Origin of the sequence: Streptomyces capitiformicae (assembly GCF_002214185.1) — a bacterium.
In the GTDB taxonomy this organism is placed as follows: Bacteria; Actinomycetota; Actinomycetes; order Streptomycetales; family Streptomycetaceae; genus Streptomyces; species Streptomyces capitiformicae.
In genome coordinates, this window is sequence record NZ_CP022161.1 from 5050288 (window position 1) to 5076357 (window position 26070).

Below are 26070 nucleotides of genomic sequence, written 5' to 3' on the forward strand. Positions count from 1 at the left end.
GGCGGTGCGCGCGCAAACGCCTCCAGGCTAGTCACAGAAGCGCAACTTGTTCCTTTTCGAAACCCCATGCGCGTTCCAAGGACGGCCCAGATTTCGGTCAGGCGTTTTCGGCCAGGCGATCCGGTCTTCCGCCTTCCGGTTCAGAACACCAGCACCGCGCCGCACACCGCGAGGGCGACCGTGCACAGGACGGCCGCGACGGCGGTCCGGGGCGAGAGGACAGCCGGGCGGGCTGCCGCGAGGGTGCCGATGCGCCGGTGAGCGAGGGCGAGGAGGCCCAGCCACAGCACCGCGCACAGGCCGGCGGCCGCGAGCCCGGCCACGGACGGCCCGCCGCGCAGCGCCGACTTCACGGCGAGTACGGCGACCACGGCGCCCGTCAGGGTCGTACGCCGCCACGCGAGCCGGGTGCGCTCGGGCTGCAGACCGGGGTCGCGCTCGACGTCCGGGCGCCGAGGAGTCACCCTTCCCACCCGAGCAGCACGACCACCACCATGGCGATGGCCACGACGGCGACCACGACGCCCAGCAGTGCCGGGAAGCGCGACACCGGCAGATCCTCGCCGCGCCGCATCGCCCGCTCGCAGCGCACCCAGTGGTTCACCGCGCGGAACGCGCACAGCACCCCGGCGGCCAGCAGGGCGAGGGCCAGCCCCACGCGCCAGCCCCAACGCAGGTCCGGCAGGAACTGGTCCACCGCGAAACCCCCGCCGATGAGCGCGAGCGAGGTACGCAGCCAGGCCAGAAAGGTCCGTTCATTCGCCAACGAGAACCGATAGTCGGGCGTCCCGCCCTCCTCCCGAATCCCCTCCGGCACGAACCAGAGCCGGATGTTCCGCACAAATTCGCTCACGTACAGGACAGTACCGTTGGCCTCCGGCCCGCCTGAGAGCTCGGGGGCTGGGTCCGTGGGCGGGCGCGGGTCCGACGTGGTCGCTCGTGCAGTTCCCCGCGCCCCTTCAGGGGCGCGGGTCAGCGGGCCCGCAGCCGCTCCCAGGCCGCCACCCCATCCGGCACCCACGCCCACTCACCCAACCGCCGGGACAGCTCCTCCTCGGACAGGAACCCGTACCAGGCGACCTCCTCCACCTGCGGATCCACCGCCACCTCGCAGCGCACCTCGTACACGGCCGACCACCACGACCGCCCGCCCCCGTCGTCGTACAGAAACTTGAACAGCGGAACGGGCCGAGGCAGCCCGGAGACCCCCAGCTCCTCCTCCGCCTCACGCAACGCCGCACCGTCATAACTCTCGCCCGCCCCCACCACCCCGCCCACGAACATGTCGTACAGAGACGGAAAGACCAGCTTCGTGGCCGTCCGCCGATGGACGAAGATCCGTCCTTCCCCATCCCGGACCAGCACGAACACGGCCCGATGCCGCATCCCGCGCGCGTACACCTCCCCACGCGGGGCCTGCCCGATGACCTGGTCGTTCTCGTCCACGATGTCGAGGATCTCGTCGGCGGCGCTCATATCCCCATCCAAGCAGGCCCGCCCCGACTGCTGACGGCTCAGCCCTGCTGCAGTACTCCCGCCCGGCCCCCGGCGGAGCCGCACGGCATCGCCGGATGCATCCCCAGCAGCACAACCCCGACGACGATCCCCGCGAGCCCGGCCGCCTCCCAGGCGAGCGCCCCCGCATCCGTACGCAGCCGGTCCCCGAGGAACCCCACCCCGCACACGATCCCGGCGAGCGGCTGCGCCGCGGTGAGCGCGGGCAGCGACATCCGCAGCGGCGCCGTCTCGAAGGCGCTCTGCACGAGCAGCAGCCCGGTCACCCCGAGCAGCAGCACCCCGTACGGCTGCCACATGGTGAACAGCCCGCCCCAGCCGTCCTCGGCGAACCGCTGCCCGCTGACCCTGGTGAGCGCGTCCTGGACGCCGTACAAAAGACCGGCCGCGACAGCGAGCAGCACCGGCCCGGCACTGAGCCGGGACCGTTTCGCGCAGGTCGTGAGGAGCAGCGCGAGGCCCACCATGACGCCGATGATCAGCCACTGCCGGAACGGGTCGGAGGCCATGTCCCCGCCCTCCGGCTGCCCGGCCACGATGAACGCGGTCACCCCGCCCGCGAGCAGGACGAGCCCCGCCCAGCCCTGCCGGCCCAGCGGCTGCCGGGTCCGCCGACGGGAAGCGCGAGCGCGAAGACGAGGTTGGTGGCCAGCAGTGGTTCCACGAGGCTGATCTTGCCCTGGCCGAGCGCGATCGCCCCCAGCGCCCTGCCGCACACCACCAGCCCGATCCCGCCGAGCCGGCGCGGCACACGGATCAGGTCGAGGAGCAGCCGGGGCGAGAGGAAGTCGCCCAGCGGGGCGTGCGTGGCGGCCTGCTGCTGAAGGACGAAACCGAAGCCCAGCACGCGGCGCTCACAGCGAGGATCAGGACGAGAACCGACACACCGGGTACCTCGGGTGATCAACAGGGGGCATAAGGGGCAAGGCGTCTGCCCGCGGGACTCCAACGACCCGGCCGAGGGCTGTCCGTGAAAGGAGACACATCGGAGCAGTTGACTGGGTCACTCTTCTGTCGAAGGATCAGATGCCAAAGCTGCTGACCGGCCAGTAACAAAGCGCTGAGCGGGCCTTGTCTGTCATGCCCCGCCCCGCTTGCCTGCCCCGTTCCCGAGAGGACGTCCTCCATGTCGTACGACGCAGATGTGATCGTGATCGGGGCGGGCATCGCCGGGCTCGCGGCGACCGCGGAGCTCGTCGACAAGGGTCGCAAGGTGATCCTCCTCGACCAGGAGCCGGAGCAGTCGATCGGCGGCCAGGCGCACTGGTCCTTCGGCGGCCTCTTCTTCGTCGACTCGCCCGAGCAGCGCCGCCTGCGCATCAAGGACAGCCACGCCCTCGCCCTCCAGGACTGGATGGGCACCGCCGCCTTCGACCGCGAGGAGGACCACTGGCCGCGCAAGTGGGCCGAGGCGTACGTCGACTTCGCGGCCGGCGAGAAGCGGTCCTGGCTGTACCAGCAGGGCGTCCGGTTCTTCCCGGTGGTCGGCTGGGCCGAGCGCGGCGGCTACGACGCCAACGGGCACGGCAACTCCGTCCCCCGCTTCCACATCACCTGGGGCACCGGCCCGGGGCTCGTCGCGCCCTTCGAGCGGCGGGTACGGGAGGGCGTGGCCCGAGGGCTGGTCCAGCTGAAGTTCCGGCACCGGGTGACCGGGCTGTCGCGCAGCGCGGGCGCCGTCGACACGGTCACCGGCGAGATCCTGGAACCCTCGACGATCGAGCGCGGCCAGGCCAGCAGCCGGGGCGTCACCGGCGCCTTCGAGCTCAAGGCCCAGGCCGTGATCGTCACCTCCGGCGGCATCGGCGGCAACCACGACCTCGTCCGCGCCAACTGGCCCGAGCGCCTCGGCAACCCCCCGGAGAAGATGATCTCCGGTGTCCCCGCCCACGTCGACGGCAAGATGCTCGCCATCGCCGAGGAGGCGGGCGCCCGCCTCATCAACCGCGACCGCATGTGGCACTACACCGAGGGCATCCAGAACTGGAACCCCATCTGGGAGAACCACGGCATCCGCGTCCTGCCCGGACCCTCGTCCCTGTGGCTCGACGCACGCGGCAAGCGACTGCCGGTCCCGCTCTTCCCCGGCTTCGACACCCTCGGCACGCTCGAGCACATCATGAAGACCGGCTACGACTACACGTGGTTCGTGCTCGACCAGAAGATCATCGGCAAGGAGTTCGCCCTCTCCGGCTCCGAGCAGAACCCCGACCTGACCGGCAAGTCCATCAAGGACGTCTTCATTCGGGCCCGCGCGGACGTCCCCGGCCCGGTGAAGGCGTTCATGGACCACGGCGTCGACTTCGTGGTCGAGAAGGACCTCGGCTCCCTGGTCCGTGGCATGAACGCGCTCACCAAGGAACCGCTGATCGACGAGGCCGAGCTGCGCCGCGAGATCGTCTCCCGGGACCGCGAGGTCGCCAACCCCTTCACCAAGGACCTCCAGGTCATGGCGATCCGGGGCGCCCGCAACTACCTCGGCGACAAGCTGATCCGCACCGCCACCCCGCACCGCATCCTCGATCCCAAGGCCGGCCCCCTCATCGCCGTCCGCCTCAACATCCTCACCCGCAAGACCCTCGGCGGCCTGGAGACCGACCTCTCTTCCCGCGTCCTCACCGAGGGCGGCGACCCGCTGGAGGGCGTGTACGCGGCGGGCGAGGCGGCCGGCTTCGGCGGCGGCGGCGTCCACGGCTACCGCTCCCTGGAAGGCACGTTCCTCGGCGGCTGCCTGTTCTCGGGCCGCATGGCGGGCCGGGCGGCGGCGAAGGCGACGGCCTGAAGTCTCCGCGGAAGTGACGGAATTCTGACGAACCTCCGCCGCCGCTGGCCCCACCGGGGTGGCGGATGTTCGAATCGGTATGTGAACCCTGAACATCCCGAGGCGCGGGAAGCGCCGGCGGACCCCGAAGACCAGGACAGGGAACCGGAGCGCGGCGCGCCCATCGGCCGCCGCGTCCTCCTCGGCACTCTCGGCCTCGGCGCCCTGGGCGTGGTCGCCGCCCCCGTTCTTCAGCGCGGCATGGAATCGTTCCTCGGCGCGGCGGCTCAGAAGGACCCCACCGGCCTGACCGGTCTGCTCCCCAACGGCGGCGGCTTCCGCTACTACTCGGTGACGTCGTCCGTGCCCCGCAAGTCCGCGAAGAACTACCGCCTCACCGTCGACGGCCTGGTCGACAAGCCCGCCTCGTACACCCTCGCCGATCTGCGGGCCCTGCCCCAGACCCGGATGGTGAAGGACGTCCAGTGCGTCACGGGCTGGCGGGTGCCGGACACCCCGTTCGAGGGCGTACGGCTCTCGGAGCTGCTGGACGCGGCCGGGGTGCGCTCCACGGCCGGCGCGATCCGCTTCACCTGCTTCGACGGGGCGTACACCGAGAGCCTCACGCTCGAACAGGCGCGCCGCGCGGACGTCCTGGTCGCCCTGCGCATGCAGGACAAGGACATCAGCCACAACCACGGCGGCCCGGTACGCCTCTACGTCGCGCCCATGTACTTCTACAAGTCGGCCAAGTGGCTCTCCGGCATCGAGGTCACGGAGAAGGTCGAGCCGGGTTACTGGGAGAAGCGGGGCTACGACATCGACGCGTGGGTGGGCCGATCGAACGGGCGGGACGATGAACCAACGACTTGAGGCGCAGCCGGTTGCCTCCGGGACCCGCGTCCGGCGCTTCACACCGGCCGAACGCTGGATCCACCGCACGACGGCCGCCCTGATGGGCGTCTGCGTGGCGACGGCGGCCTGCCTCTACGTCCCCGCCCTCGCCGAACTCGTCGGTCGCCGGGCCCTGGTGGTGACGCTCCACAAGTGGACGGGCCTGCTCCTCCCGCTCCCGGTCCTCGCGGGCCTGGCCTCCCGCACGTTCCGCGCCGACGTCGGCCGCCTGAACCGCTGGGGTCCACACGACCGCCTCTGGCTCCGCGCCGCCCGCTGTCGTGTCCCGGGCCTTGGGCCCTGTCGCCACACTCCCGGCTGCCTCACGACGCCATTCACGCACGCTGGCCGCACCGGGCGAAAGCCCAAGTACATCCAGTACGAGGGCTTTCACCCGGCACGCCCAGAGCACGCACCTGACACCGTGAGGCCCGCCCTTCGGGCGGACGACGGGAGTGTGGCGACAGGGCCCCGCCCCGCCGCCAAGTTCAACGCCGGGCAGAAGCTCTACGCCGCCTGGATCGCCGGCGCCACCCTCGTCATGCTCGCCACGGGCCTGATGATGTGGTTCACCCACCTCACCCCCCTGATGTGGCGCACCAGCGCGACGTTCGTCCATGACTGGCTCGCGCTGACGATCGGTATTGTCCTGGCCGGCCACATCGGCATGGCCCTCGGAGACCCGGAGGCCAGGCGGGGATTGCGGACAGGGCTGGTGAGCCGGGAGTGGGCGGACCGGGAACATCCGCTGTGGCGGCCGTAGGGGTCCCCGGATGAAGTCCGCCGCCGCGGCGCCAAGCCACGACGGCGGGTTCCGGCGGTGCCGAACCGAACTCCCGGCAACCACCCACCAGTTCTCCGGCGCCCCTAGATAACCAGCGACAACAGCAACACCATCGCCCCCGCCACCACCGAGATGATCGTCTCCATCACCGACCAGCTCTTGATGGTCTGCCCGACGCTCATCCCGAAGTACTCCTTGACCATCCAGAAGCCGGCGTCGTTGACATGGCTGAAGAACAGCGACCCGGCACCGATGGCCAGCACCAACAGAGCCGCGTGGGTCGTCGACATGTCCGCGGCCAGCGGTGCCACGAGCCCCGCCGCCGAGATCGTCGCGACGGTCGCCGACCCCGTGGCCAACCGGATCGCCACCGCGATGAGCCAGGCCAGGACGAGCGCGGGTATCGACCAGTCCTCGGAGATGTCCAGGATCATCTGCCCGACCCCGGAGTCGATGAGCGTCTGCTTGAACCCGCCACCGGCACCGACGATCAGCAGGATCCCGGCGATCGGCGCGAGGGACGTCTCGACGGTCGACGCCAGCCGCCCCTTGGCGAACCCGGCCGCCCGCCCCAGCGTGAACATGCCCACGATCACCGCCGCGAGCAGCGCGATCAGCGGCGACCCGACGACGTCGAAGACCCGCTGGACCATGTTCTCCGGGTCGTCCACGACGATGTCCACCAGCGCCTTGGCCAGCATCAGTATGACCGGCAGCAGCACGGTCGCGATGGTCGCGCCGAACCCGGGCCGCTTCTCCAGCTCCTCCGAGGCCCGTAGGGAAATCATGCGCTCGGGCACCGGAACATCCACCCACCGGGCCGCGTACGTGGAGAACAGCGGCCCGGCGATGACCACGGTCGGTATCGCGACGACCAGGCCCAGCGCCAGCGTCACCCCCAGGTTGGCCTTGACCGCGTCGATGGCGACCAGCGGACCGGGGTGCGGCGGGATCAGCCCGTGCATGACGGACAGACCGGCGAGGGCGGGCACGCCGATCCGCATCAGCGAGTAGCCGCCGCGCTTGGCGACCATCAGCACCACCGGGATGAGCAGCACGATCCCGACCTCGAAGAACAGCGGCAGCCCGATCACGGAGGCGATCAGCACCATCGCCCACGGCATCGCCCGCCCGCCGGCCTTCGCGAGGATCGTGTCGACGATCTGGTCGGCGCCGCCGGAGTCCGCGAGCAGCTTGCCGAGGATCGCGCCCAGCGCGATGAGCACGCCCACCCCGGCCACGGTCGACCCGAGCCCGGCGGTGAAGCTGGCTATCGCTTTGTCCAGCGGCGCTCCGGCGACCGCGCCGAGCGCGAGCGTGCCGATGGTCAGCGCCAGAAAGGCGTGCACCTTGAACCTGGTGATGAGGACGACGATGACGGCGATGCCTGCCAGCACGGCGATGCCGAGTTGAGTGTGGCCCGCCGAGGTGATCGGCTCGACGGGGTCCGCTGCCAGCATCTCGACGTTGAGTATGGGCACGGTGAATGAGTCCTTGTGTGGAAGGGGAGTTGGGACGAGCCAAGGAGCCAAGGAGCCAAGGAGCAAGGTGCTTACGACGCCGGACCGAGCTCCCGCAGCGCGGCGACCGCCCGCTCGGTGATCTCCTCGGGGCCGCCCGAGACATCGACGGAGACACCGGCCTCGTCCGCTTCCAGCGGCTGCAGCGTGGCGAACTGCGAGTCGAGCAGCGCCGTCGGCATGAAGTGCCCCCGCCGGTGCGACAGCCGGTCCTCGACGAGCTCGCGGTCACCGGTGAGGTGCACGAAGACGAGCCCGGGCGCGGCGGACCGCAACCGGTCCCGGTAGCCGCGCTTGAGAGCCGAGCAGCTGACCACCCCGCCGAGTCCGGCCCGGCCGTGGGCCCACCGGCCGATGGAGTCCAGCCACGGCCACCGGTCCACGTCCTCAAGCGGAATCCCGGCCGACATCTTCGCGATGTTGGCCTCGGGGTGGAAGTCGTCGCCCTCGGCGTACGGAACGCCGAGCCTGGCCGCGAGCAGGGGACCGATCGTGGTCTTCCCGGTTCCTGACACGCCCATCACCACGACGACGGGAGGGGTACCCATCACTACCTCGCTGTCCTCGTCGACATCTGAGACGTCACCCGACGACGACACTGAAGCTCATTAGATACGACGATTTCAAGCCCCAGGCATAAATAAATCAGACTTTTCCTTCGTCTTCCATGCCTCGTACCCTGATCCCCATGACCACACCGGGCCGGGGGCTGCACGGCCGAGTACTGGAAACCCTCGGTCCGGCGATCACGGCGGGCGAGTACCCGCCGGGCAGTGTGCTGCGCACGGACGAACTCGCCCAGACCTTCGAGGTGTCGCGCTCGGTGATGCGCGAGGCGGTCCGCGTCCTGGAGTCGATGCACCTGGTGGAGTCCCGCCGCCGGGTGGGTGTGATCGTCCGCCCGTCCGCCGAGTGGAACGTCTACGACCCCCAGGTCATCCGCTGGCGCCTGGCCGGCGCCGACCGCCCCCGCCAACTGCGCTCGCTCACCGTGCTCCGCTCGGCCGTCGAACCGGTCGCCGCGGGCCTCGCCGCCCGTAACGCCACGGCCGAGCAGTGCGCCGCGATCACCGAGTGCGCGCTCGGCATGGTCGCCAACTCACGCGGCCACCAACTGGAGGGCTACCTCCTCCACGACGTCGCCTTCCACCGCCTGATCCTCAACGCGTCCGGCAACGAGATGTTCGCCCGCCTCGGCGACGTGGTCGAGGAAGTCCTGGCGGGCCGCACCCACCACGAGGTCATGTTCCACGACCCCGACCCGGCCGCCGTCACCCTCCACGTCGACCTCGCCGAAGCCATCCGCGAGGGCGACGCGGCCCGAGCCGAACAACTCACCCGCGAGATCACCGTCGGCGCCCTCCAGGAACTGGACGTCCTGGCCCCCAACGGCCACGCCCCGGCCTCCGGTTGACCCAGGTCGGAGACTCTGGCCTAGGTCAGAAACTCCCCGTCCACATACACCCAGGCTCCGTCCACCCGCTCGAACCGGCTCCGCTCGTGCAGCGCGCCGCCCCGGAAAGAGGCGCGGAAGGTGACGGTGCCGGTGGTGTGGAAGGCCGAGCCGTCACGCGTGTCGAGGATCTCCAGCCCGGTCCACCGCATGCCCGGGTCGAAGTCGACGTTCGAGGGGCGCGTACGAGGGTGCCAGGTCCGCAGCAGGTACCCCTCGTCCCGTACGACGAACGCGGCGTAGCGGGACCGCATCAGCGCCTCGGCGGTCGGGGCGGCGACGTTACCGGAGTGGAGGCGGCCGCAGCAGCTGTCGTACGTCTCAGGGAGCCCGCACGGGCACGGCCGAGGGGCGGTCGAGGAGGGCCCGGACGTTGGCTTCCGAGTGGCCTTGGAGCGACGGCGCGACGACATGCCTGCCATTGTGCCCGCCTTACGCGGACCCCGCGTTCGTCGGCGGATACGACGGCCGCGCCGGCACCGCGGCCCTCTTGGACACCGGCGGCGACGGCAACGACGGCAGCGGCGGCAGGGCTGTGTCGTGCAGCCACGCCCTGAACAGGTCGTCCAGCGAACCGTCCGCGTACCGCGCGGCGTGGGCGGTGAAGGCCGCTGTCGTGACGGCACCACCCCGGTGGACGTTCGCCCAGCCCCGCAGCATACGGAAGAAGGCGTCGTCGCCGAGCACGCAGCGCACCGCGTGCACGGTCAACCCGCCGCGCTCGTAGAGCCGGTCGTCGAACATCAGCTTCCGGCCCGGGTCGGCCAGCCGCAGGTCCTGCGGGAGCGCGGACAGCTTCTGGTGCGCGGCGGCGGCCAGTTGCTGAGCGCTCCGGCCGCCGGAGCGCTCCGACCACAGCCACTCGGCGTACTTGGCGAAACCTTCGTTCAGCCAGATGTGCCGCCAGTCGGCGATGGACACACTGTTGCCGAACCACTGGTGGGCCAGCTCGTGCGCGACCAGCCGCTCCGAACCCCGCGCCCCGTCCACGTGGTTGGCGCCGAACAGCGACAACCCCTGTGCCTCGACGGGGACATCGAGCTCCTCCTCGGTCACCACCACCGCGTACTCACCGAACGGATACGGCCCGAAGAGTTCCTCGAACAGCTCCATCATGGCGGGCTGCCGCGCGAAGTCCCGGGAGAATTCCGTGAGGAGATGCGCCGGGATGTGCCCGTGCTGCGGTACGCCACCCGGACCCGGGTCGCCCAGCAGCACCGTCTGGTACTTGCCGATCGACAGGCCGACCAGATAGCTCGACGTCGGCGCCGACTGCTCGTACACCCACGTCGTCGTGGACGCCTTCGCCGTACGGGTCAGCAGCCGACCGCCCGCCACCACCTGGTACGCGGACGGCGTCGTGATCGAGATCTGGTACGACGCCTTGTCGGCCGGCCGGTCGTTGCACGGGTACCACGACGGCGCCCCGATCGGCTGGCTCGCCACCAGCGCCCCGTCGGTCAGCTCCTCCCAACCGAGCCCGCCCCAGGGGCTGTTCACCGGCTTCGGGTTGCCCGACCAGTGCACCTCGACGGTGAACGCGGCCCCGGCCCGGATCGGCTTGGCGGGGCGGACGCGCAGCCTGCCGCCCCGGTGCGTGTAGTGCGGTGCCCGGCCGTCGACCCGGACCCGCCCGATCTTGAAGTCGGCGAGGTTCAGCTGGAACTCGGAGAGCGCGGCACGGCCCGCTATCGCGTTCAGCCGCGCCGTGCCGGAGAGCCGGTTCGGACCGGGGCGGTAGTCCACGGCGACCTCGTACCGGTGCACCCGGTAACGGGAATCACCGTTCGCCGGGAAGTACGGGTCCGGACCCACTGACTGCTGAACCGCCACTGCCGCTTCTGCTCCCCGCTCCGCTCTCGTACGACCTCCATCGTCCCCCGACGCGGCCGGGGCCGCAGTCAACGGCGCCATGCCTCGATCGGGTTGCCCAGCCACCGGGTGTCGTCGGGAACGGACTCCGCGGCCATGACCAGCGACGCCGGACCCAGCGTGGTGCGGGCCCCGACCACACTCCCGGGCAGGACGATTCCGCCCGGGCCCAAGGTGGCGCCCTCACGGAGTTCCACAGTATCCGTCCGCAAGATCCGGTCGTGGAAGAGGTGGGTCTGCAGCACGCACCCCCGGTTCACCGTGGCCCCGTCGCCGAGCGTGACCAGATCGGTCTCGGGCAGCCAGTAGCTCTCCACCCACACACCCCTGCCGATCCGCGCCCCGAGCCCGCGCAGCCACAGGTTCAGCACCGGCGTACCGGGCACCGACCCGGCCAGCCACGGCACGGCCAGCACCTCCACGAAGGTGTCCGCCAACTCGTTGCGCCACACGAAACCGCTCCACAGCGGATGCTCACCACTGCGATGCCGTCCCACGAGAAGCCACTTCGCCACGATCGAGAGCACGGCTCCCACGGCCCCCGCACCCAGCAGCACGACCCCGCCCAGCAGCCACGCCCAGCCGCCGAGCACGCTCAGCGCCGCCACCGTCAGCAGCGCGAGCCCCGCCGAGCAGAACACCGGCACGATCCGGCACAGCTCCACCAGCGCCCGCGCCCACAACAGCCGCGCCGGCGGCTCGTACGTCCGGCTCTGGTCGCCGCCGGCCGTCGACCGGGGCAGCTTCACCGGCGGCAACCCCAGATACGAGCTGCCCTTCTTCGCCTTCTTCGGCGTCGCCGACAGCACCCCGACGAGCCCGCCCTCCGGCACGCTCCGCCCCGGCGCGGTCATCCCGGAATTCCCGAGGAACGCCCGCCGCCCGATCTCCGCCCGCCCGATCCGCATCCAGCCGCCACCCAGCTCGTACGGCGCAGTCAGCGTGTCATCGGCGAGGAACGCCCCGTCCCCGACCGTGGTCAGGCTCGGCAGCGCGAGCACGGTGGACACCTCGGCGCCCTTGCCGATCCGCATCCCGAGCAGTCGCAGCCACACCGGCGTGACCAGCCCGGCGTACAGCGGGAACAGCGTCTCCCGCGACCGGTCCATCAGCTGGGTGACCGTCCAGGCCTGCCACCCGATCCTGCTGTGCGTGGGATGCGTGCCCTCGCGCAGCCTGAGGCTCAGCAGCCGCACGGCGACGAGCAGCAGCAGCGCGTACGCCGCCCCGAACGCGAGCGTGGCCGGCACCAGCCCGATCGCCGCGCCCCGCAGCGCCGCACCGAGCCCGGCGTCCGGGTCCACGAACAGACCGAGCACGGCCAGCGCGGCGACCAGGGCGAGCAGCGGCAGCGCGGTCAGCCCGACGCCGGTCACGCCGTACGACGCCCGCCAGAACAGGCCTCGCTGCGGGCGCTCCTTGGGCCAGTTCCGCTTCGCCTTGCCCAGCTTGACGGCCGGCGCCCCGGCCCAGCGCTGCCCGGTCGGGACCTGCCCGGCCACGGCGGAACCCGGGGCCACCTCGGCCCGCTTGCCCACGCGCGCCCCCGGCAGCAGCATGCTCCGCGTCCCGACCACCGCACCGGCGCCCACCTTCACGGCGCCGATCTCCAACCGATCCCCGTCCAGCCAGTACCCGGAGAGATCCACCTCGGACTCCACGGCCGCACCCCGCCCGAGCTTGAGCAGCCCGGTCACCGGCGGCAGTGTGTGCAGGTCCACATCCGCCCCGACCTTGGCGCCCAGGGCGCGGGCGTACCGCTCCAGCCAGACCCCGGTCAGCGAGGTCGCGCCACTGAACTCGGCCAGCCGCTCGGCCGCCCACAACCGCAGATGCACGCTTCCGCCACGGGCGTACCGACCGGGCTCGACTCCGCGCAGCAGCAGCCGCGCCCCGCCCGCCGCGATCGCGAGCCGCCCCGGCGGGCTGAAGAACAGCACCGCCCCGGCCACGACCGCCCACCAGGGCGCGGTCGGCAGCCAGCCGTACGGAGTGAGCAGATTCCCGAGCGCGGCCAACGGGACGACCCACCGCAGCCCGAGCAGCGTGAACAGCGTGACGAGCAGCAGCGACTGGACGACACGGGCCCGTACCGGCACGGGGGTCACCGCACGCTCGGCACCGTCCTCCTGGCCGGACTCCTCCAGATACCGGGCCAGCTTCCGCACCGTCGGCCGCTGGTAGATGTCCAGCACGGCGACGCTCGGATACCGGCTCCGCAGCTTCGTCGTCAGCTGGGCGGCGGCCAGACTGCCGCCACCGATCGCGAAGAAGTCGTCCTCCGCGCCGCCGACCGGCACCCCGAGCACCTCGGCCCACTGCTCGGCGAGCCACGCCTCGGTCCCGTACAACTCCTCGGCCGGACCGGCGGTCTCCAGCTCCGGAAGCGGCCACGGCAGCGCGTTCCGGTCGACCTTCCCGGACGTCCGTGTCGGCAGCTCCGTCACCGGCGCCAGCAGCGGCACCAACGCGGCCGGCAGCTCGGCCCGCAGCTTCTCGACGGCCGCCGCCTGGTCCCACCCGTCCTGGGTGACGACGTACCCGACGAGCAGCTGATTGCCGCTCCGCGCGGTCCGTACGGCCGCCGCGGCACCCGCGACACCGGGCAGCGCCTGCAACGCGGCGTCGACCTCACCCAGCTCGATCCGCCGTCCGCCGAGCTTGATCTGCTCATCGGCCCGCCCGAGGAAGATCAACCCCTCGGGCTCGGCCTTGACGAGATCCCCGCTCCGGTAGGCGCGCTCCCAGCCGAGCGACTTGAGCGGCGCGTACTTCTCCGCGTCCTTCTCGGCGTCGAGATACCGCGCCAGCCCGACCCCGCCGATGACCAGCTGCCCGCTGCCCCCCATCGGCACGGGCTCCCCGGCCTCGTCGACGACGGCCAGCTCCCAGCCGCCCAGGGGCAGCCCGATCCGAATGGGCTCCTCACCCGACATGAGCGAGGCACAGGCGACCACTGTCGCCTCGGTGGGCCCGTACGTGTTCCAGACCTCGCGGCCCTCGGTCACCAGCCGCTGCGCCAGCTCGGGCGGGCAGGCCTCACCGCCGAAGATCAGCAGCCGTACGTCGCCCAGCGCCTCGGGCTCCCACAGCGCGGCCAGCGTCGGCACGGTCGAGACGACGGTGATCTCCTGCTCGACCAGCCAGTGCCCCAGATCGGCACCGCTCCTGACCTGCGCACGCGGCACCGGCACCAGACAGGCCCCGTACCGCCAGGCCAGCCACATCTCCTCGCAGGAGGCGTCGAAGGCGACCGACAGCCCGGCCATCACCCGGTCCCCGGGCCCGATCGGCTCCTCGGTGAGGAACAACGCGGCCTCGGCGTCCACGAACGCGGCGGCGCTGCGATGGCTCACGGCGACGCCCTTGGGCTTGCCGGTGGACCCGGAGGTGAAGATGATCCACGCGTCGTGCTCGACCCCGGGCCGCGCGGCCGCGGCCTCGGACGTGCCGTTGACGGTGAGCCGGTGCCCGGCCCCGACGACCGCCCGCACCTCGGCCTCCCCGAACACCAGCTCGGCCCGCTCATCGGGATCCTCGGCGTCCACCGGGACGTACGCGGCACCGGCGGCCAGCACCGCGAGGATCGCCACGTACAGCTCATTGGTGCCCGACGGCACCCGCACGCCCACCCGGTCGCCGAGCCCGACCCCGGCGGACCCCAACTTCCGCCGCAGACGCTCGACCTCGACGGCCAGTTCCCGGTAGGTGAGCCTCCGCTTCCCGTCGTCCAGCGCGGGCTCGTCCGGGTACGACCGTACGGACGCCTCGAAGACGTCGACGAGCGTCCGCGGTGACGCGGCGGGCCCCGCGGCGAAGCGGGCCGAGCCGTCGGACTCTCCCGTTCCCTCCGTCAGCTCGCCGTCGAGCAGCGTGAGGTCGGGACTGTCGTATACGGCGGCCATCGGATCCTCGCCTCTCGAACCCGGACCATCCGGGGGCGCCGACGGGCCCACAGGTCTGCCTGGGGATGTTCCGTTGTGGCGCCGAACAAGCCCAATACTCTAGTGCTCGGATGACTACGGCCTGTTGAGACGGCCAAGCGGGGGCAACCGCGAGACGACCCGAAGCCTCCAGGGCATACCCCCTGACCTGGGGTTTCTCCGGGAAGGAGAGACGTCCCCCACATTTCGGCGCTGTTAACCAACGAAGGCCGCGACCTGATGGTCGCGGCCTTCGCCACAGTGTGTCCGAGGGGGGACTTGAACCCCCACGCCCGATAAAGGGCACTAGCACCTCAAGCTAGCGCGTCTGCCATTCCGCCACCCGGACAAGGTGTCTGTCGCGCGGGGTTCCCCTCGCGGCGACGAAGGAAACATTACCAGGCTTTCGAGGGCCCTCGATCACGCCCCGTTCCGGGGACGGCCGGGCGTGAACGGCGTGTGACGGGCCCGTCCTGCTCTTATGCCGCAGGTGGGGCAGGAGGAGGATGAGGGGGAACCACCAGCAGCGACAGCGGGAGGAACCAGCGTGAGCGAGACGGACACGGCCAGGCGCGTGACCGGCGAGGACGAGGTCGTCGACCTCTGCCGCGAGCTGATCCAGATCGACACCAGCAACTTCGGCGACCACTCCGGCCCGGGCGAACGCAAGGCCGCCGAGTACGTCGCCGAGAAGCTCGCCGAGGTGGGGCTCGAACCGAGGATCTTCGAGTCGCACCCGGGCCGCGCCTCCACGGTGGCCCGCATCGAGGGCGAGGACCCGTCCCGGCCCGCGCTGCTCATCCACGGCCACACCGACGTCGTACCGGCCAACGCGGCGGACTGGACCCACCACCCGTTCTCCGGCGAGGTCGCGGACGGCTGCGTGTGGGGCCGGGGCGCGGTCGACATGAAGGACATGGACGCGATGACGCTGGCGGTCGTACGGGACCGGCTGCGCAGCGGCCGCAAGCCCCCGCGCGACATCGTGCTCGCCTTCCTCGCGGACGAGGAGGCCGGCGGTACATACGGCGCGAAGTACCTGGTCAAGAACCATCCCGACCTCTTCGAGGGTGTCACCGAGGCGATCAGCGAGGTGGGCGGGTTCTCGTTCACCGTGAGCGAGCAGCGACGGCTCTATCTGATCCAGACGGCCGAGAAGGGCATGCACTGGATGAAGCTGACCGTGGCCGGCACGGCCGGGCACGGGTCGATGATCCACCGGGACAACGCGATCACCGAGCTGTCGGAGGCCGTCGCGCGGCTCGGCCGCCACACGTTCCCGGTGCGGGTCACCAAGACGACCCGGGCCTTCCTCGACGAACTCGGCGACGCGCTCGGCACCGAACTCGACCCGGAGAACATGGAGGGCACCCTCGCCAAGCTCGGCGGCATCGCCAAGCTCATCGGCGCGACCCTCGGGAACACCGCCAACCCGACGCAGCTGGGCGCCGGTTACAAGGTCAACGTCATCCCGGGCGAGGCCACCGCGCACGTGGACGGGCGGTTCCTGCCCGGGTTCGAGGAGGAGTTCCTCGCCGACCTCGACCGGATCCTCGGCCCGAACGTGCGGCGCGAGGACGTGCACTCCGACAAGGCGCTGGAGACCTCCTTCGACGGGGCGCTCGTGGACGCGATGCAGTCCGCGCTGGTCGCCGAGGACCCGGCCGCGAAGGCGGTCCCGTACATGCTCTCCGGGGGCACGGACGCCAAGTCCTTCGACGACCTCGGCATCCGTGGCTTCGGTTTCGCGCCGCTCAAGCTGCCGCCGGAGCTGGACTTCGCGGGCATGTTCCACGGCGTCGACGAAAGGGTGCCGGTGGAGGGTTTGAAGTTCGGCGTGCGCGTGCTCGACCGTTTCATCGACGCGTCCTGATCCTCAACCGGCTTTGTTCTGTCCCGAATTGCGCGCTGAAACGACACTCCAGTATTCGGCAGCTCGTACGACGATCGACCGTGGCGAGTGAATCGGACCATCAGCTCGTAGCTCGATTACTCCCTCCTCGTTACAGGTGATGCGACTCGCTACTCGGGGTCGCATTGCCAACAAGGAGGAATAATGATCAAGAAGGTCGTCGCTGCTGCGGCTGCCACCGGTGGTCTGGTGCTCGCGGGTGCGGGTCTGGCTGTCGCCGACGCCGGTGCCCACGGTGCCGCCGTGCACTCCCCGGGTGTCGCGTCGGGCAACGTCGTCCAGGTGCCCGTCGACGTCGCCACGAACGTGTGCGGCAACACGGTCAACGTGATCGGGCTGCTGAACCCCGCCTTCGGCAACACCTGCATCAACAAGTGACGTTGTGCCTCACCCGGTGAGGGTCTGAAAACCGTCGGCCCCGGAGTGCGCGCCATGCACTCCGGGGCCGATCGGTCTCTCGGCAAGGTGCAGAAGATCAGAACATCTGGTTCAGAACATCTGGTTAAGGCAGGTAAATCAGCAATGCGACAGGTCACCCGCAAGCGCCTCATGACGGTGGCGGCCGCGTCCGGCGTGCTCGCCGCGGCCGGCGGCTACGCACACGCCGACTCCGGAGCGCAGGGCTTCGCCGGCAACTCGCCCGGTGTGCTGTCCGGCAACAACGTTCAGGCCCCGGTGAACGTGCCGGTCAACGTCTGCGGCAACACCGTGAACGTGGTCGGGCTGCTCAACCCGGCGGCCGGCAACAAGTGTGCCAACGGATCGGGCGGCGGCCAGCACGCCGACGGCTCCGGTTCGTCGCACGGTGGGTCCCAGGCCCGCGGTCACGCCAGTGACTCGCCGGGCGTGGCCTCCGGGAACAATGTGCAGGCCCCGGTGAATGTGCCGGTCAATGCCTGCGGCAACAGTGTCAACGTGATCGGCGTCGGCAACACGGCCATGGGCAACGACTGCTCCAACGGCTCGGGCGGCGGGGGCCACTACGGCGACGGCTCCGGGAACGGTGGGTCCCAGGCCGACGGCCACACGAGCAACTCGCCGGGCGTGGGCTCCGGGAACAATGTGCAGGCCCCGGTGGACGTGCCGGTCAACGTGTGCGGCAACGGCGTCAGCGTGGCCGGCATCGGCAACGGGGTCACGGACAACGACTGCGGGAACTCGGGCGGCGGAGGGGCGCACGAGAACCCGGGCGGTGGCCAGCAGAACCCGCCGGGCGAGCCCGGACAGCCGGCCCCGCAGGTGCCCGAGAAGCCGGGGCAGCCGAACGAGCCGGGCAAGCCCGGTGGCGACACCAACGAGCCGGGTTCGCAGCACGTCACCCAGCCCGGCGGCGCCGCACAGCTCGCCCAGACCGGCGCCGAGCTGCCGCTCGGTCTGGCACTGCCGGTGGGCGCCGGCGCGCTGCTTGGAGGCGCCCTGATCTACCGCAAGGCCCGGGCCGCGGCACTGTAGTGGTACGGAAAACGGAGCGGGCCCCGCTGGTGCGGGGCCCGCTCCGTTCGGTCTGCCCACCTACCACGTGGCGCGCACCTGGCGGATGATCCGTCGGCGCAACCGCACCCTGCGGCTGCCATCGCGCAGCAGGCTCAGTCGGTCCAGCTCCCAGTGTCCGTACTCGGCATGGTCCGTCAGCAGGCGTGTGGCGTCCTTACGGGAGACCCCGCGCGGTACGTACACGTCGACAAATTCGTATTCCGGCATCGGAATCTATTGTGCGGGCTGGGGCCCTGTACGGATAGCGTCTGCACTATGTCTGATGCTGCGCAGCCCACCGCTGCCGAGGTACGCGCCGCCGCCGAGGCGGTCAAGACCGCGCTCGACCGCCATCTCGCGGCGGTCGAGCGGAGGACGGGAGAGGACGACCCGGCCGTCTACGAGGCGTTCAACGAGCTGGCCGCGGCCGCCGAGGAGTACGACGAATTGCTCTACGACCGCTATGACGAGGTCACTCCCTTCGAGATCCCCGGCACCGAGGACATGCCGCCGTACACCGGACCCGAGGGACCCAGCGCACTGAGCGTGCTGATCCGCCGGGACTACGCGGTGGTCGAGCCGCAGCGGTTGCTGGCGCAGGCGCAGCGGGTGGAGGCCGCGGAGGAGCCGTCGGACTCGAACGGGGCGTCCGGCACGGTCCATGGAGCACTGGGTGTGCTGTTCGGTGAGTTCGAACCGGACGAGATCGCCTCCCGGCACAAGGAGTTCGGCCTGGAGGAGGGCGACTCCACGCTATGGGTGACCGCCGCGGACGACACCGCCGATCCCGGCGAATGGCTTGAGGCCCCGTTCGACCAGGTCGATCCCCAACGCGTCGTCTGCCGCTTCGACGTCAGCGCCGTCTTCGACGACGAGCCGGACGACGACCTGGAGGACGACCTCGACCTCGAACTGGACGAGGAGGAGGACGAGGAACTGAAACCTCGGGCTTAGCCGCGGGCAGTCGTGCCGCTGGGGCGTTGGGGGAGGGTGGGCGCAGGCGGCACCTCGTAACCGCCGAGCCGCGGAACCCACCCCCGCCCAGCACCCTCCCCGCAGCAGGTCAATCGGAAGACGGCACCTGGGCCTTCAACAACGTCGGCAGCCGCGTGGTGCGGGGCTTGGCCGACACCTCGGCGACCGCACGAGGCAGCGCCTGCTCCACACCATGCACGACGGACAGGTGCCGCTCCGCACGCCCGAAGGCCGTATACACCCAGGGCCGGCTGAGGGCCTGCGCGGCGTCCCCGGGCAGGACGACGACCACGGCCGGCCACCGGTGCCCCACGGCCTGGTGCGCGGTCAGGGCCCACCCATGCCGCACGGTCCGCTCCACCCGCTCCTTCGGCACGACAACGGCCGCACCCCCGCACTCCAGGTGCAGCCCGTCCGCGTCGGCCCCGACCACGCGCCCCGGCGTCGTACGCCCCGGCGCGGGGGAGTAGGCGACGCGGTCGCCCGGGTCGAAGCCGCCGAAGCGCCCCGGGCCGGGATTCAGCCGCTCCTTGAGCGCGGTGTTGAGCGCCCGCGTCCCGGCCGCGCCCCCATGACCGGGAGTGACCACCTGCACGTCATCGTCGGGAAGGCCGAAGGCCCGCGGTACGGAGTCCACGACGAGCTGCACGGTCCGGTGCACCGCCTCCCCGGCGTCCCGCACCGGCACGATCACGACCTCCTTGCCGGGCGCGTCGACCTGGTTCAGCTCCCCGATCCCGATCCCGGAGACGAGTTCGCCGATGGGCCCGGGGTCGGGCGTCCGCGAGGCGACCTGCGGACAGGCGCGAGCGGCGAGGAGGTCCGCGAAGACTCGGCCGGGCCCGGCGGACCACAGCACACCGGGGTCGCCGCTGAGCACCAGCCGGGCACCGTCGGGCAGCGACTCGGCGAGCACGGCGGCCGTCTCGACATCGAGCTGCGGCGCGTCCAGGACCACGAGGAGGTCGATGTCCAGCGCACCGTCGGCGTCCCGGCCGGGCCCTTCCGCACCGGAGAGCAGCCCGGCGACGGTGGCCACGGCGGTGCCGTCGCCCGCCTCGGCGGTGGCGAGGAGGGAGGCGAACCGGAGTCTCCCGTCCGCGCTGTGCGTCGCCGCGTACGCCCGCAGCCCGAGCGCCCGGGCGGCGGCGATCAGGGCGGCCGGTTCCGCGCGTGCGGCCTCGCCGCCGGTGTGCAGCACGAGCCCGTGCGTGGCGACGGCGCGGATCAGCTCCGCGGCGGGCCTCGGCGCCGACGCCGCCGCCGAGGCCCAGTCCGTCGGCTCGTCCTTGGGCAGGGAGTTCATGACCCGGGCGAGACCGTCGGCGAGGCTCTCCTCGGCGAGGGCGTAACGCTCAAGGCCGATCAGGACGCGCACCGGGCGCTCCTGCTCCGCCTCGTCGTCCTCGGCATCGCCGGCCGCTGCGGCGGGCGGCGCGTCGTCGAGTGCGTCCTGGAAGACCAGGGCCTCTCCCTCGGCGACGGTGCTCTGGACCGCCGCGTCCGGGTCGGGAACCGACCGCTGGGCGAGCGCGGCGGCGAGCGCCGGGGCCTCCAGGGCCGTATGCCCGGCGACGGCCGCCTGGTCCAGCAGCCATACGGTGACCGCTCGCCCCCGCCGCTCGTCGTCCGGGCCGCACTCCGCGCCGAGGAGTGCCCGGGCGAACCCGTCGGCCTGTTCCGGCCGCACTCCGGGAACCCGCAGCAACTGCCAGGGATCCTCACGCAGCCGGCCGCCCGCCCCCTCGCCGAGCACCTCGGCGACCTGCGGCACGAGCGCCTCGGGAGCACCGCCCTCGGCCAGCACGGCGCGCACGGCCTCGACGGTCTCGCCCGAGGGCGCGGCCGCACCGGCCGGGAGCGCCACAGGCTGCGGCTGCCGCACCGGCTCCGGCGCGGGCCGACGCGGCGCGGGCTCCGGCTCGCTGAAAACGGTGGCCGCGGGCTTCTGCCCACCCTCCACGGCCCGTACGGCGGCCAGCAGATCCGCGGCCGTACCGCTGAGCTTGGCCCCGCTCGCGATCGGCCCCTTCTTCTCGGCCTTGCGCCGCTCGATCCGCTCCCGCTCCAGCCGCTGCGCCTCCAACTCGGCCTGCACCTCGGACAATTCGGGCGCGGCCTCGGCGTCACCGGACCCGGGAGCGCCCTCCGTCGTCGGGGTCCCAGCGCCCTCGGTCGTCGGGGTCCCGCCGTCGGGGGTCCCGTCGCCCCGTCCCGCCGGCTCTTCCGGCTCCGTGGTCGCGGGCTCCGTGCTCACAGCGTGCTCCAGTCGTGATCGGGATAGTGGTGCACGGGCGCCGACACGTCGTCGAGCGCCCGGCAGATCTCGTCAGGAAGACTAAGGGTCTCCACTGACAACGCCGCCGTGAGCTGCAGCGCGTTGCGGGCGCCGACGATGGGCGCGGCGACGCCGGGCCGGTCGCGCACCCAGGCGAGGGCCACCTGGAGCGGGGTCACGGCAAGGCCGTCCGCGGCGGTCTGCACCGCGTCCACGATGCCGGTCGCCGTGTCGTCGAGGTACGGCGCGACGAACGGCGCCATGTGCTCCGAGCCGCCCCGCGAGTCCGGGGGCGTGCTGTGTCGGTACTTGCCGGTCAGCACCCCACGGCCCAGCGGCGAGGACGGCAGCAGACCGACGCCCAGGTCCAGCGCGGCGGGCAGCACCTCGCGCTCGACGCCGCGCTGCAGCAGGGAGTACTCCATCTGCGTACTGGCCAGGCGGGTGCGTATCCCTGGCGCCGAGAGCTGCCAGGTGGCCGCCTTCGCGAGCTGCCAGCCGCAGAAGTTGGAGACGCCGGCGTAACGCGCGCGGCCGCTGCTGACGGCCAGGTCGAGGGCCTGCAGCGTTTCGTCCAGCGGGGTTTCGGGATCGAAGGCGTGGATGTGCCAGAGGTCCACGTAGTCCGTGCCGAGGCGGGCGAGGGAGGCGTCCAGGGCGGCTAGGAGATGGCCGCGGGAGCCGTCGAAGCGGCGGTCGGGGTCCGGGACGCTGCCGGCCTTGGTGGAGATGACCAGGTCGCGGCGGGGCACGAGACCGTCCATCAACTGCCCGAGCAGATACTCGGCCTCCCCGTCGCCGTACACGTCCGCCGTGTCGACGAGGGTGCCGCCCGCCTCCCAGAACACCTTCAACATGTCCGCGGCGTCGTGCTCGTCCGTGTCGCGGCCCCACGTCAGGGTGCCGAGCCCGATCCGGGACACACGCAGGCCGGTACGGCCGAGATGCCTCTGCTCCATGAACGCCGACATTACTGTCCAGAGTTCGCCACGGGGGTGCCTGTGGATAACCGATTTCTGCGGTCAGTGAGTACGTGCGGGGCGCTCATGGTCGATCGCCCACTCACCCGCGGTCGCCCGACCACCGCACCACCCGAGCTCCAAGGCGGCGGTCTGCCGGTAGGGTCGGCCACACAAGGGACGTTACTGATCGGTAAGGGGAAGGCTGGTCTATATGAAGCTCGGGATCAACCTCGGGTACTGGGGTGCCGGAATGGACGGGGACAATCTGGCCGTGGCCCAGGAGGCCGACCGGCTGGGATACGCCGTGTGCTGGGCCGCGGAGGCGTACGGCTCGGACGCGGCGACCGTGCTCAGCTGGGTCGCCGCCAAGACCGAGCGCATCGACGTGGGTTCGGCCATCTTCCAGATCCCGGCCCGCCAGCCCGCGATGACCGCCATGACCGCCGCGACGCTGGACTCGCTCTCCGGCGGCCGCTTCCGGCTCGGCCTCGGCGTCTCGGGGCCGCAGGTCTCCGAGGGCTGGTACGGGGTCAAGTTCGACAAGCCGCTCGCCCGCACCCGCGAGTACGTCGAGATCGTCCGCAAGGCGATGACCAGGGAACGGCTGTCGCACGACGGCGAGCACTGGACGCTGCCGCTGCCCGGCGGGCCCGGCAAGCCGCTGAAGCTCACCGTGCACCCCACCCGCGAGCACATCCCGCTGTACATCGCGGCGATCGGCCCGAAGAACCTGGAGCAGACCGGCGAGATCGCCGACGGCGCCCTGCTCATCTTCCCCTCCGCCGAGCACCTCGAAGACACCGCGATCAAGTACCTCCGCGTCGGCCGCGAGAAAGCCGGCAAGACCCTCGACGGCTTCGACGTCTGCCCGACGCTGCCGCTCGCCGTCGGCGACGACAAGGACGTCACGACGCTCGCCGACACTTTCCGGCCGTACACCGCGCTGTACGTCGGCGGCATGGGCAGCCGCAAGCAGAACTTCTACAACCAGCTCGCCCAGCGCATGGGCTACGAGAAGGAGGCCGCCGAGATCCAGGACAAGTACCTGGCCGGTGACAAGGCCGGGGCCGCGGCCGCCATCCCGCACGAGCTGATCGACCAGACGACGCTGCTCGGTTCCGTGGAGCGCATCGCCGACCGGATGAAGGCGTACGCCGAGGCCGGTGTCACCACCCTCACGCTGGCCCCGGCCGGCTTCACGCTGGAGGAGCGGGTCGCCTCGCTCCGGGCCGGTTCCGAGGCCCTGGAGCGGGCCGGACTCGCGTAACGGGACGGCACAGGCCCTGCGGGATCCGGCGAAGCAGGGCCTGTCGTCAAATTCCCGTCTGCCCCGCGACGCCTGGCATGCTCCCCCACTCTCGGCTTCTCCTTCATTCTCGGCTTCTCCCCCACTCTCGGCTTCGCTCGAGCGGGAGGGGCCCCATGAGCGGGAGGGGCCCCACCGCCGCACCGGGCGAAAGCCCAAGTACATCCAGTCCATCTACGGGGCCTTCCGCCCGGCACGCCGAGAGCACGCACCAGACGCCGCGGGGCCGCCCTTCGGGCGACGACGGGAATTTGACGACAGGCCCTACGGCCGTGGTGGGGGCTCGGGGGTCTTCCCCGCCACGGCCGTCACGGGGGACAACGCGGCACCGGCCCGTTCGGTTACGCGCCCGCGGAGCCCGCCGTCCTTCGTTTGGCGGATTTGTCCGACACAGCTGTTGCCGGGCTCCTGGCACCCCATTTGACTCGTTTTGCAGGGTCCTGCAGAGAGGTGCCTCACATGCTTTCGGCCAAGAGTCTGTTCCAGGAAATCGTCGACAACGACGAGTCGTTCCGACTGTTCTGCTCCATCGCCGCCAGCGGGGAGAAACAGGGCGGCTGGGAGAACGCGCGCATCGCCGCGCTCGTCCCGCAGAGCGAGCGCGCACTCGCGCCCAAGATCACCCGGCACGGCGCCGACGAGGACAAACACGGGCGGATCTTCAACGCCCTCATGAAGAAGCGTGGCCTCCAGCCCATGGAGGTCCCGCCCGAGACCGACTACACCATGCTCCTGGAGCGCCACGGCATCGGCCTCGCACACGACAAGCTGAAGGCCGACCAGCCGCTCACGGTGCGGGACATCATCGTCTACCTGTCCCACAGCCGGGTCACCGAACAGCGGGCCGCCGACCAGATGGTGATGCTCCGCAAGCACTTCGCGAGCCACCCCGAGATCGGCAAGGCCGTCCGGATGATCTCCGACGACGAGGACAACCACCTCGCGTACACCCACGAGGAACTGCTGCGCTTCGCCGCCGCCGGGCATGGCCGCCTCATCCAGCGGACGCTCCGCGAGTGCGCCCTCGCGGAGATCGGCATCTACCGGGACGTCAGCCTCGCCGTGATGGACCACATGGGGCGCATCCTCGGCTGGCCGAAGGCCAAGGCGGCCGTCCTCGCCGCCGGTATCCGCGCCATGTACGCCTACGAGCGGGCCTTCGGCTGGCGCCGCATGGTCACCCTGTCGATGCCGGAACGCCGCGACGCCCTGGGCGGCCCGGCGACGACGGCACCCGAGTTCGCCTGAACCCCCGCCCGCACCCCGACCGTCCTTACGCGCGCGTGCGGCCGAACACCGCCGCACGCGCGCGTGCGGGGGCATTCAGAACACCCCCTAGAGCCACCCCCGCCGCTTGAAGAGCCGGTACACCAACACCTCCGCCACGGCCATCAGCGCGACCAGCGCCGGATACGACCACACCCAGCGCAACTCGGGCATGTGCTCGAAGTTCATGCCGTAGACCCCGGCGACCATCGTCGGGATCGCCGCCATGGCCGCCCACGCGGAGATCTTCCGCATGTCGTCGTTCTGTCGCACACTCATCTGGGCCAGATGCGCCGAGAGGATGTCCGACACCAGCCGGTCCAGGCCCTCGACGGACTCGTTCACCCGGGTGAGGTGGTCGTTGACGTCGCGGAAGAACGGCCGGGCCTTCTCGTCGACGAAGGGCACCGCGGTGCTGTGGTTGCCCGTGCCGGAGAGGCGGACGAGCGGTGCGGCGAGCGGGCCGGTGGCGCGGCGGAACTCCAGCACCTGGCGTTTGAAGGTGTAGATCCTGGACGCCGTGTTCCGTGAACCGCCGACGTCCGGGGAGAAGACCTCCGCCTCCAGCTCCTCCAGGTCGGTCTGGAGCTCGGTCGCCACGTCCAGGTAGTGGTCGACGGCGGCGTCGGTGATCGCGTACAGCACGGACGTCGGCCCCTCGCCCAGCAGTTCCGGCTCCCGCTCCAGACGGCGGCGTACGAGACCCAGGGGCGAGCCCTCGCCGTGGCGGACGGTCACCACGAACGAGTCGCCGAGGAAGACCATGATCTCGCCGGTGGTCACGGTGTCACCGGCCGGCTCGTACACCACCGGTTTGATGACCATGAACAGCGAGTCCTCGTACACCTCCAGCTTGGGCCGCTGGTGGGCCTTCAGAGCGTCCTCGACGGCCAGCGGATGCAGCGCGAACTCCTCGGTGACCAGGGCGAACTCCTTCTCCGTCGGCTCGTGCAGCCCGATCCACACGAAGCCGCCGGACGCACGGGCGGTGGCCAGGGCGTCGGAAAGGTCGTCGGGGCCCTCGGTGCGATGGCCGTCGCGGTAGACGGCGCAGTCGACGATCACGGGAGATTCCTTTCTCCGGTCTCCGGGAGCGTCCTTCCGCCCCCCGGCGCGGTACCGCGCCCCAAAGGGGCGCGGGGCTCTGCCGATATGCGGCTCCGCCGCGTGGGCGCG

General features: G+C 71.3%; 22 protein-coding genes, 1 tRNA gene and 1 pseudogene. 10 read left to right on the plus strand and 14 right to left on the minus strand.

The window, feature by feature from the left end; all coding sequences use genetic code 11:
- Positions 1–140 precede the first annotated feature (140 nt).
- The 4 genes and pseudogenes from CES90_RS22535 to CES90_RS22550 all read right to left on the minus strand — a co-directional run bounded on the left by CES90_RS22535 (position 141) and on the right by CES90_RS22550 (position 2400).
- The gene (locus CES90_RS22535) at positions 141–464 is read right to left on the minus strand and encodes a DUF202 domain-containing protein (protein ID WP_189786969.1); all 324 of its coding nucleotides are present in this window, start codon (positions 462–464) and stop codon (positions 141–143) included.
- The gene (locus tag CES90_RS22540) at positions 461–853 is read right to left on the minus strand and encodes a YidH family protein (protein WP_189786968.1); all 393 of its coding nucleotides are present in this window, start codon (positions 851–853) and stop codon (positions 461–463) included. Before CES90_RS22540 ends, CES90_RS22535 begins: the two co-directional genes overlap by 4 nt.
- Before the next feature lie 119 nt (positions 854–972).
- Positions 973–1476: an NUDIX hydrolase gene (locus tag CES90_RS22545; RefSeq protein WP_189786967.1), complete on the minus strand. Its 504-nt coding sequence runs from the start codon at positions 1474–1476 to the stop codon at positions 973–975.
- 38 nt (positions 1477–1514) lie between these two features.
- Positions 1515–2400 (minus strand): annotated as a pseudogene (locus tag CES90_RS22550) (DMT family transporter).
- A gap of 241 nt (positions 2401–2641) precedes the next feature.
- Between CES90_RS22550 and CES90_RS22555 the strand changes: the two are divergent.
- From CES90_RS22555 to CES90_RS22565, 3 genes are all read left to right on the plus strand, one after another.
- A complete protein-coding gene (locus CES90_RS22555) occupies positions 2642–4297 on the plus strand; it encodes an FAD-binding dehydrogenase (RefSeq protein WP_189786966.1) in 1656 nt (551 codons plus the stop codon).
- An 81-nt stretch (positions 4298–4378) separates the two neighbouring features.
- On the plus strand, positions 4379–5149 hold the full coding sequence (locus CES90_RS22560; RefSeq protein WP_189786965.1) for a molybdopterin-dependent oxidoreductase: 771 nt from the start codon (positions 4379–4381) through the stop codon (positions 5147–5149).
- On the plus strand, positions 5133–5933 hold the full coding sequence (locus CES90_RS22565) for a cytochrome b/b6 domain-containing protein (protein ID WP_189786964.1): 801 nt from the start codon (positions 5133–5135) through the stop codon (positions 5931–5933). The genes CES90_RS22560 and CES90_RS22565 overlap by 17 nt, the downstream gene beginning before the upstream one ends.
- Before the next feature lie 104 nt (positions 5934–6037).
- On the opposite strand, the gene CES90_RS22570 is transcribed toward CES90_RS22565, so the two are convergent.
- Both CES90_RS22570 and CES90_RS22575 read right to left on the minus strand, forming a co-directional pair.
- Positions 6038–7435: a GntP family permease gene (locus CES90_RS22570; protein ID WP_189786963.1), complete on the minus strand. Its 1398-nt coding sequence runs from the start codon at positions 7433–7435 to the stop codon at positions 6038–6040.
- A 71-nt stretch (positions 7436–7506) separates the two neighbouring features.
- On the minus strand, positions 7507–8022 hold the full coding sequence (locus CES90_RS22575; protein ID WP_189786962.1) for a gluconokinase: 516 nt from the start codon (positions 8020–8022) through the stop codon (positions 7507–7509).
- Between the two features lie 140 nt (positions 8023–8162).
- On the opposite strand from CES90_RS22575, the gene CES90_RS22580 reads away from it, so the two are divergent.
- Positions 8163–8888, plus strand: coding sequence for a FadR/GntR family transcriptional regulator (locus CES90_RS22580; RefSeq protein ID WP_189786961.1), 726 nt, complete (start codon positions 8163–8165; stop codon positions 8886–8888).
- A gap of 20 nt (positions 8889–8908) precedes the next feature.
- Here the strand turns inward: CES90_RS22580 and CES90_RS22585 are convergent, their stop codons facing one another.
- From CES90_RS22585 to CES90_RS22600, 4 genes are all read right to left on the minus strand, one after another.
- Positions 8909–9349, minus strand: a complete 441-nt coding sequence (locus CES90_RS22585; protein WP_373313569.1) for a YchJ family protein — start codon at positions 9347–9349, stop codon at positions 8909–8911.
- Between the two features lie 10 nt (positions 9350–9359).
- The gene (locus CES90_RS22590) at positions 9360–10760 is read right to left on the minus strand and encodes a M1 family metallopeptidase (protein ID WP_189786959.1); all 1401 of its coding nucleotides are present in this window, start codon (positions 10758–10760) and stop codon (positions 9360–9362) included.
- A gap of 68 nt (positions 10761–10828) precedes the next feature.
- On the minus strand, positions 10829–14704 hold the full coding sequence (locus tag CES90_RS22595; RefSeq protein WP_189786958.1) for a Pls/PosA family non-ribosomal peptide synthetase: 3876 nt from the start codon (positions 14702–14704) through the stop codon (positions 10829–10831).
- A gap of 282 nt (positions 14705–14986) precedes the next feature.
- A tRNA-Leu gene (locus tag CES90_RS22600) sits at positions 14987–15071 on the minus strand.
- Between the two features lie 198 nt (positions 15072–15269).
- Here CES90_RS22600 and CES90_RS22605 point away from each other — a divergent pair.
- From CES90_RS22605 to CES90_RS22615, 3 genes are all read left to right on the plus strand, one after another.
- Positions 15270–16595 carry a M20/M25/M40 family metallo-hydrolase gene (locus CES90_RS22605; protein WP_189786957.1) on the plus strand — a complete coding sequence of 442 codons (1326 nt, stop codon included), beginning with the start codon at positions 15270–15272 and terminating at the stop codon, positions 16593–16595.
- A gap of 183 nt (positions 16596–16778) precedes the next feature.
- A complete protein-coding gene (gene chpH, locus CES90_RS22610; RefSeq protein ID WP_189786956.1) occupies positions 16779–17012 on the plus strand; it encodes a chaplin ChpH in 234 nt (77 codons plus the stop codon).
- A 144-nt stretch (positions 17013–17156) separates the two neighbouring features.
- The gene (locus tag CES90_RS22615; protein WP_208921437.1) at positions 17157–18086 is read left to right on the plus strand and encodes a chaplin; all 930 of its coding nucleotides are present in this window, start codon (positions 17157–17159) and stop codon (positions 18084–18086) included.
- A 60-nt stretch (positions 18087–18146) separates the two neighbouring features.
- Here the strand turns inward: CES90_RS22615 and CES90_RS22620 are convergent, their stop codons facing one another.
- Positions 18147–18335: a DUF5703 family protein gene (locus CES90_RS22620; protein WP_005485166.1), complete on the minus strand. Its 189-nt coding sequence runs from the start codon at positions 18333–18335 to the stop codon at positions 18147–18149.
- Positions 18336–18383: 48 nt separating this feature from the next.
- Between CES90_RS22620 and CES90_RS22625 the strand changes: the two genes are divergently transcribed.
- Entirely contained in the window at positions 18384–19061 is a 678-nt protein-coding gene (locus CES90_RS22625; protein WP_189788607.1) for a hypothetical protein, read from the plus strand.
- A 109-nt stretch (positions 19062–19170) separates the two neighbouring features.
- On the opposite strand, the gene CES90_RS22630 is transcribed toward CES90_RS22625, so the two are convergent.
- Both CES90_RS22630 and CES90_RS22635 read right to left on the minus strand, forming a co-directional pair.
- Positions 19171–21339 (minus strand): helix-hairpin-helix domain-containing protein, encoded by a 2169-nt coding sequence (locus CES90_RS22630; protein WP_189788608.1) that lies wholly within the window; start codon positions 21337–21339, stop codon positions 19171–19173.
- The gene (locus CES90_RS22635) at positions 21336–22319 is read right to left on the minus strand and encodes an aldo/keto reductase (protein WP_189788609.1); all 984 of its coding nucleotides are present in this window, start codon (positions 22317–22319) and stop codon (positions 21336–21338) included. The genes CES90_RS22630 and CES90_RS22635 overlap by 4 nt, the downstream gene beginning before the upstream one ends.
- Positions 22320–22533: 214 nt before the next feature.
- On the opposite strand from CES90_RS22635, the gene CES90_RS22640 reads away from it, so the two are divergent.
- Positions 22534–23589 (plus strand): LLM class F420-dependent oxidoreductase, encoded by a 1056-nt coding sequence (locus CES90_RS22640; protein WP_189788610.1) that lies wholly within the window; start codon positions 22534–22536, stop codon positions 23587–23589.
- Positions 23590–24087: 498 nt separating this feature from the next.
- The gene (locus tag CES90_RS22645) at positions 24088–24876 is read left to right on the plus strand and encodes a ferritin-like domain-containing protein (protein WP_189788611.1); all 789 of its coding nucleotides are present in this window, start codon (positions 24088–24090) and stop codon (positions 24874–24876) included.
- Between the two features lie 87 nt (positions 24877–24963).
- Here CES90_RS22645 and corA read toward each other — a convergent pair whose 3' ends face one another.
- On the minus strand, positions 24964–25959 hold the full coding sequence (gene corA / locus CES90_RS22650) for a magnesium/cobalt transporter CorA (RefSeq protein ID WP_189788612.1): 996 nt from the start codon (positions 25957–25959) through the stop codon (positions 24964–24966).
- Between the last annotated feature and the right edge of the window lie 111 nt (positions 25960–26070).

Excerpts from the sequence above, each read along its gene's own strand:
- CES90_RS22585 (WP_373313569.1), bottom strand. The coding sequence starts at position 9,349 with ATGGCAGGCATGTCGTCGCGCCGTCGCTCCAAGGCCACTCGGAAGCCA.
- CES90_RS22545 (WP_189786967.1), bottom strand. The coding sequence starts at position 1,476 with ATGAGCGCCGCCGACGAGATCCTCGACATCGTGGACGAGAACGACCAG.
- chpH (WP_189786956.1), top strand. The coding sequence starts at position 16,779 with ATGATCAAGAAGGTCGTCGCTGCTGCGGCTGCCACCGGTGGTCTGGTG.
- CES90_RS22565 (WP_189786964.1), top strand. The coding sequence starts at position 5,133 with ATGAACCAACGACTTGAGGCGCAGCCGGTTGCCTCCGGGACCCGCGTC.
- CES90_RS22635 (WP_189788609.1), bottom strand. The coding sequence starts at position 22,319 with ATGGAGCAGAGGCATCTCGGCCGTACCGGCCTGCGTGTGTCCCGGATC.
- CES90_RS22620 (WP_005485166.1), bottom strand. The coding sequence starts at position 18,335 with ATGCCGGAATACGAATTTGTCGACGTGTACGTACCGCGCGGGGTCTCC.
- CES90_RS22580 (WP_189786961.1), top strand. The coding sequence starts at position 8,163 with ATGACCACACCGGGCCGGGGGCTGCACGGCCGAGTACTGGAAACCCTC.
- CES90_RS22575 (WP_189786962.1), bottom strand. The coding sequence starts at position 8,022 with ATGGGTACCCCTCCCGTCGTCGTGGTGATGGGCGTGTCAGGAACCGGG.
- CES90_RS22645 (WP_189788611.1), top strand. The coding sequence starts at position 24,088 with ATGCTTTCGGCCAAGAGTCTGTTCCAGGAAATCGTCGACAACGACGAG.
- CES90_RS22640 (WP_189788610.1), top strand. The coding sequence starts at position 22,534 with ATGAAGCTCGGGATCAACCTCGGGTACTGGGGTGCCGGAATGGACGGG.
- CES90_RS22615 (WP_208921437.1), top strand. The coding sequence starts at position 17,157 with ATGCGACAGGTCACCCGCAAGCGCCTCATGACGGTGGCGGCCGCGTCC.
- CES90_RS22555 (WP_189786966.1), top strand. The coding sequence starts at position 2,642 with ATGTCGTACGACGCAGATGTGATCGTGATCGGGGCGGGCATCGCCGGG.
- CES90_RS22595 (WP_189786958.1), bottom strand. The coding sequence starts at position 14,704 with ATGGCCGCCGTATACGACAGTCCCGACCTCACGCTGCTCGACGGCGAG.
- CES90_RS22625 (WP_189788607.1), top strand. The coding sequence starts at position 18,384 with ATGTCTGATGCTGCGCAGCCCACCGCTGCCGAGGTACGCGCCGCCGCC.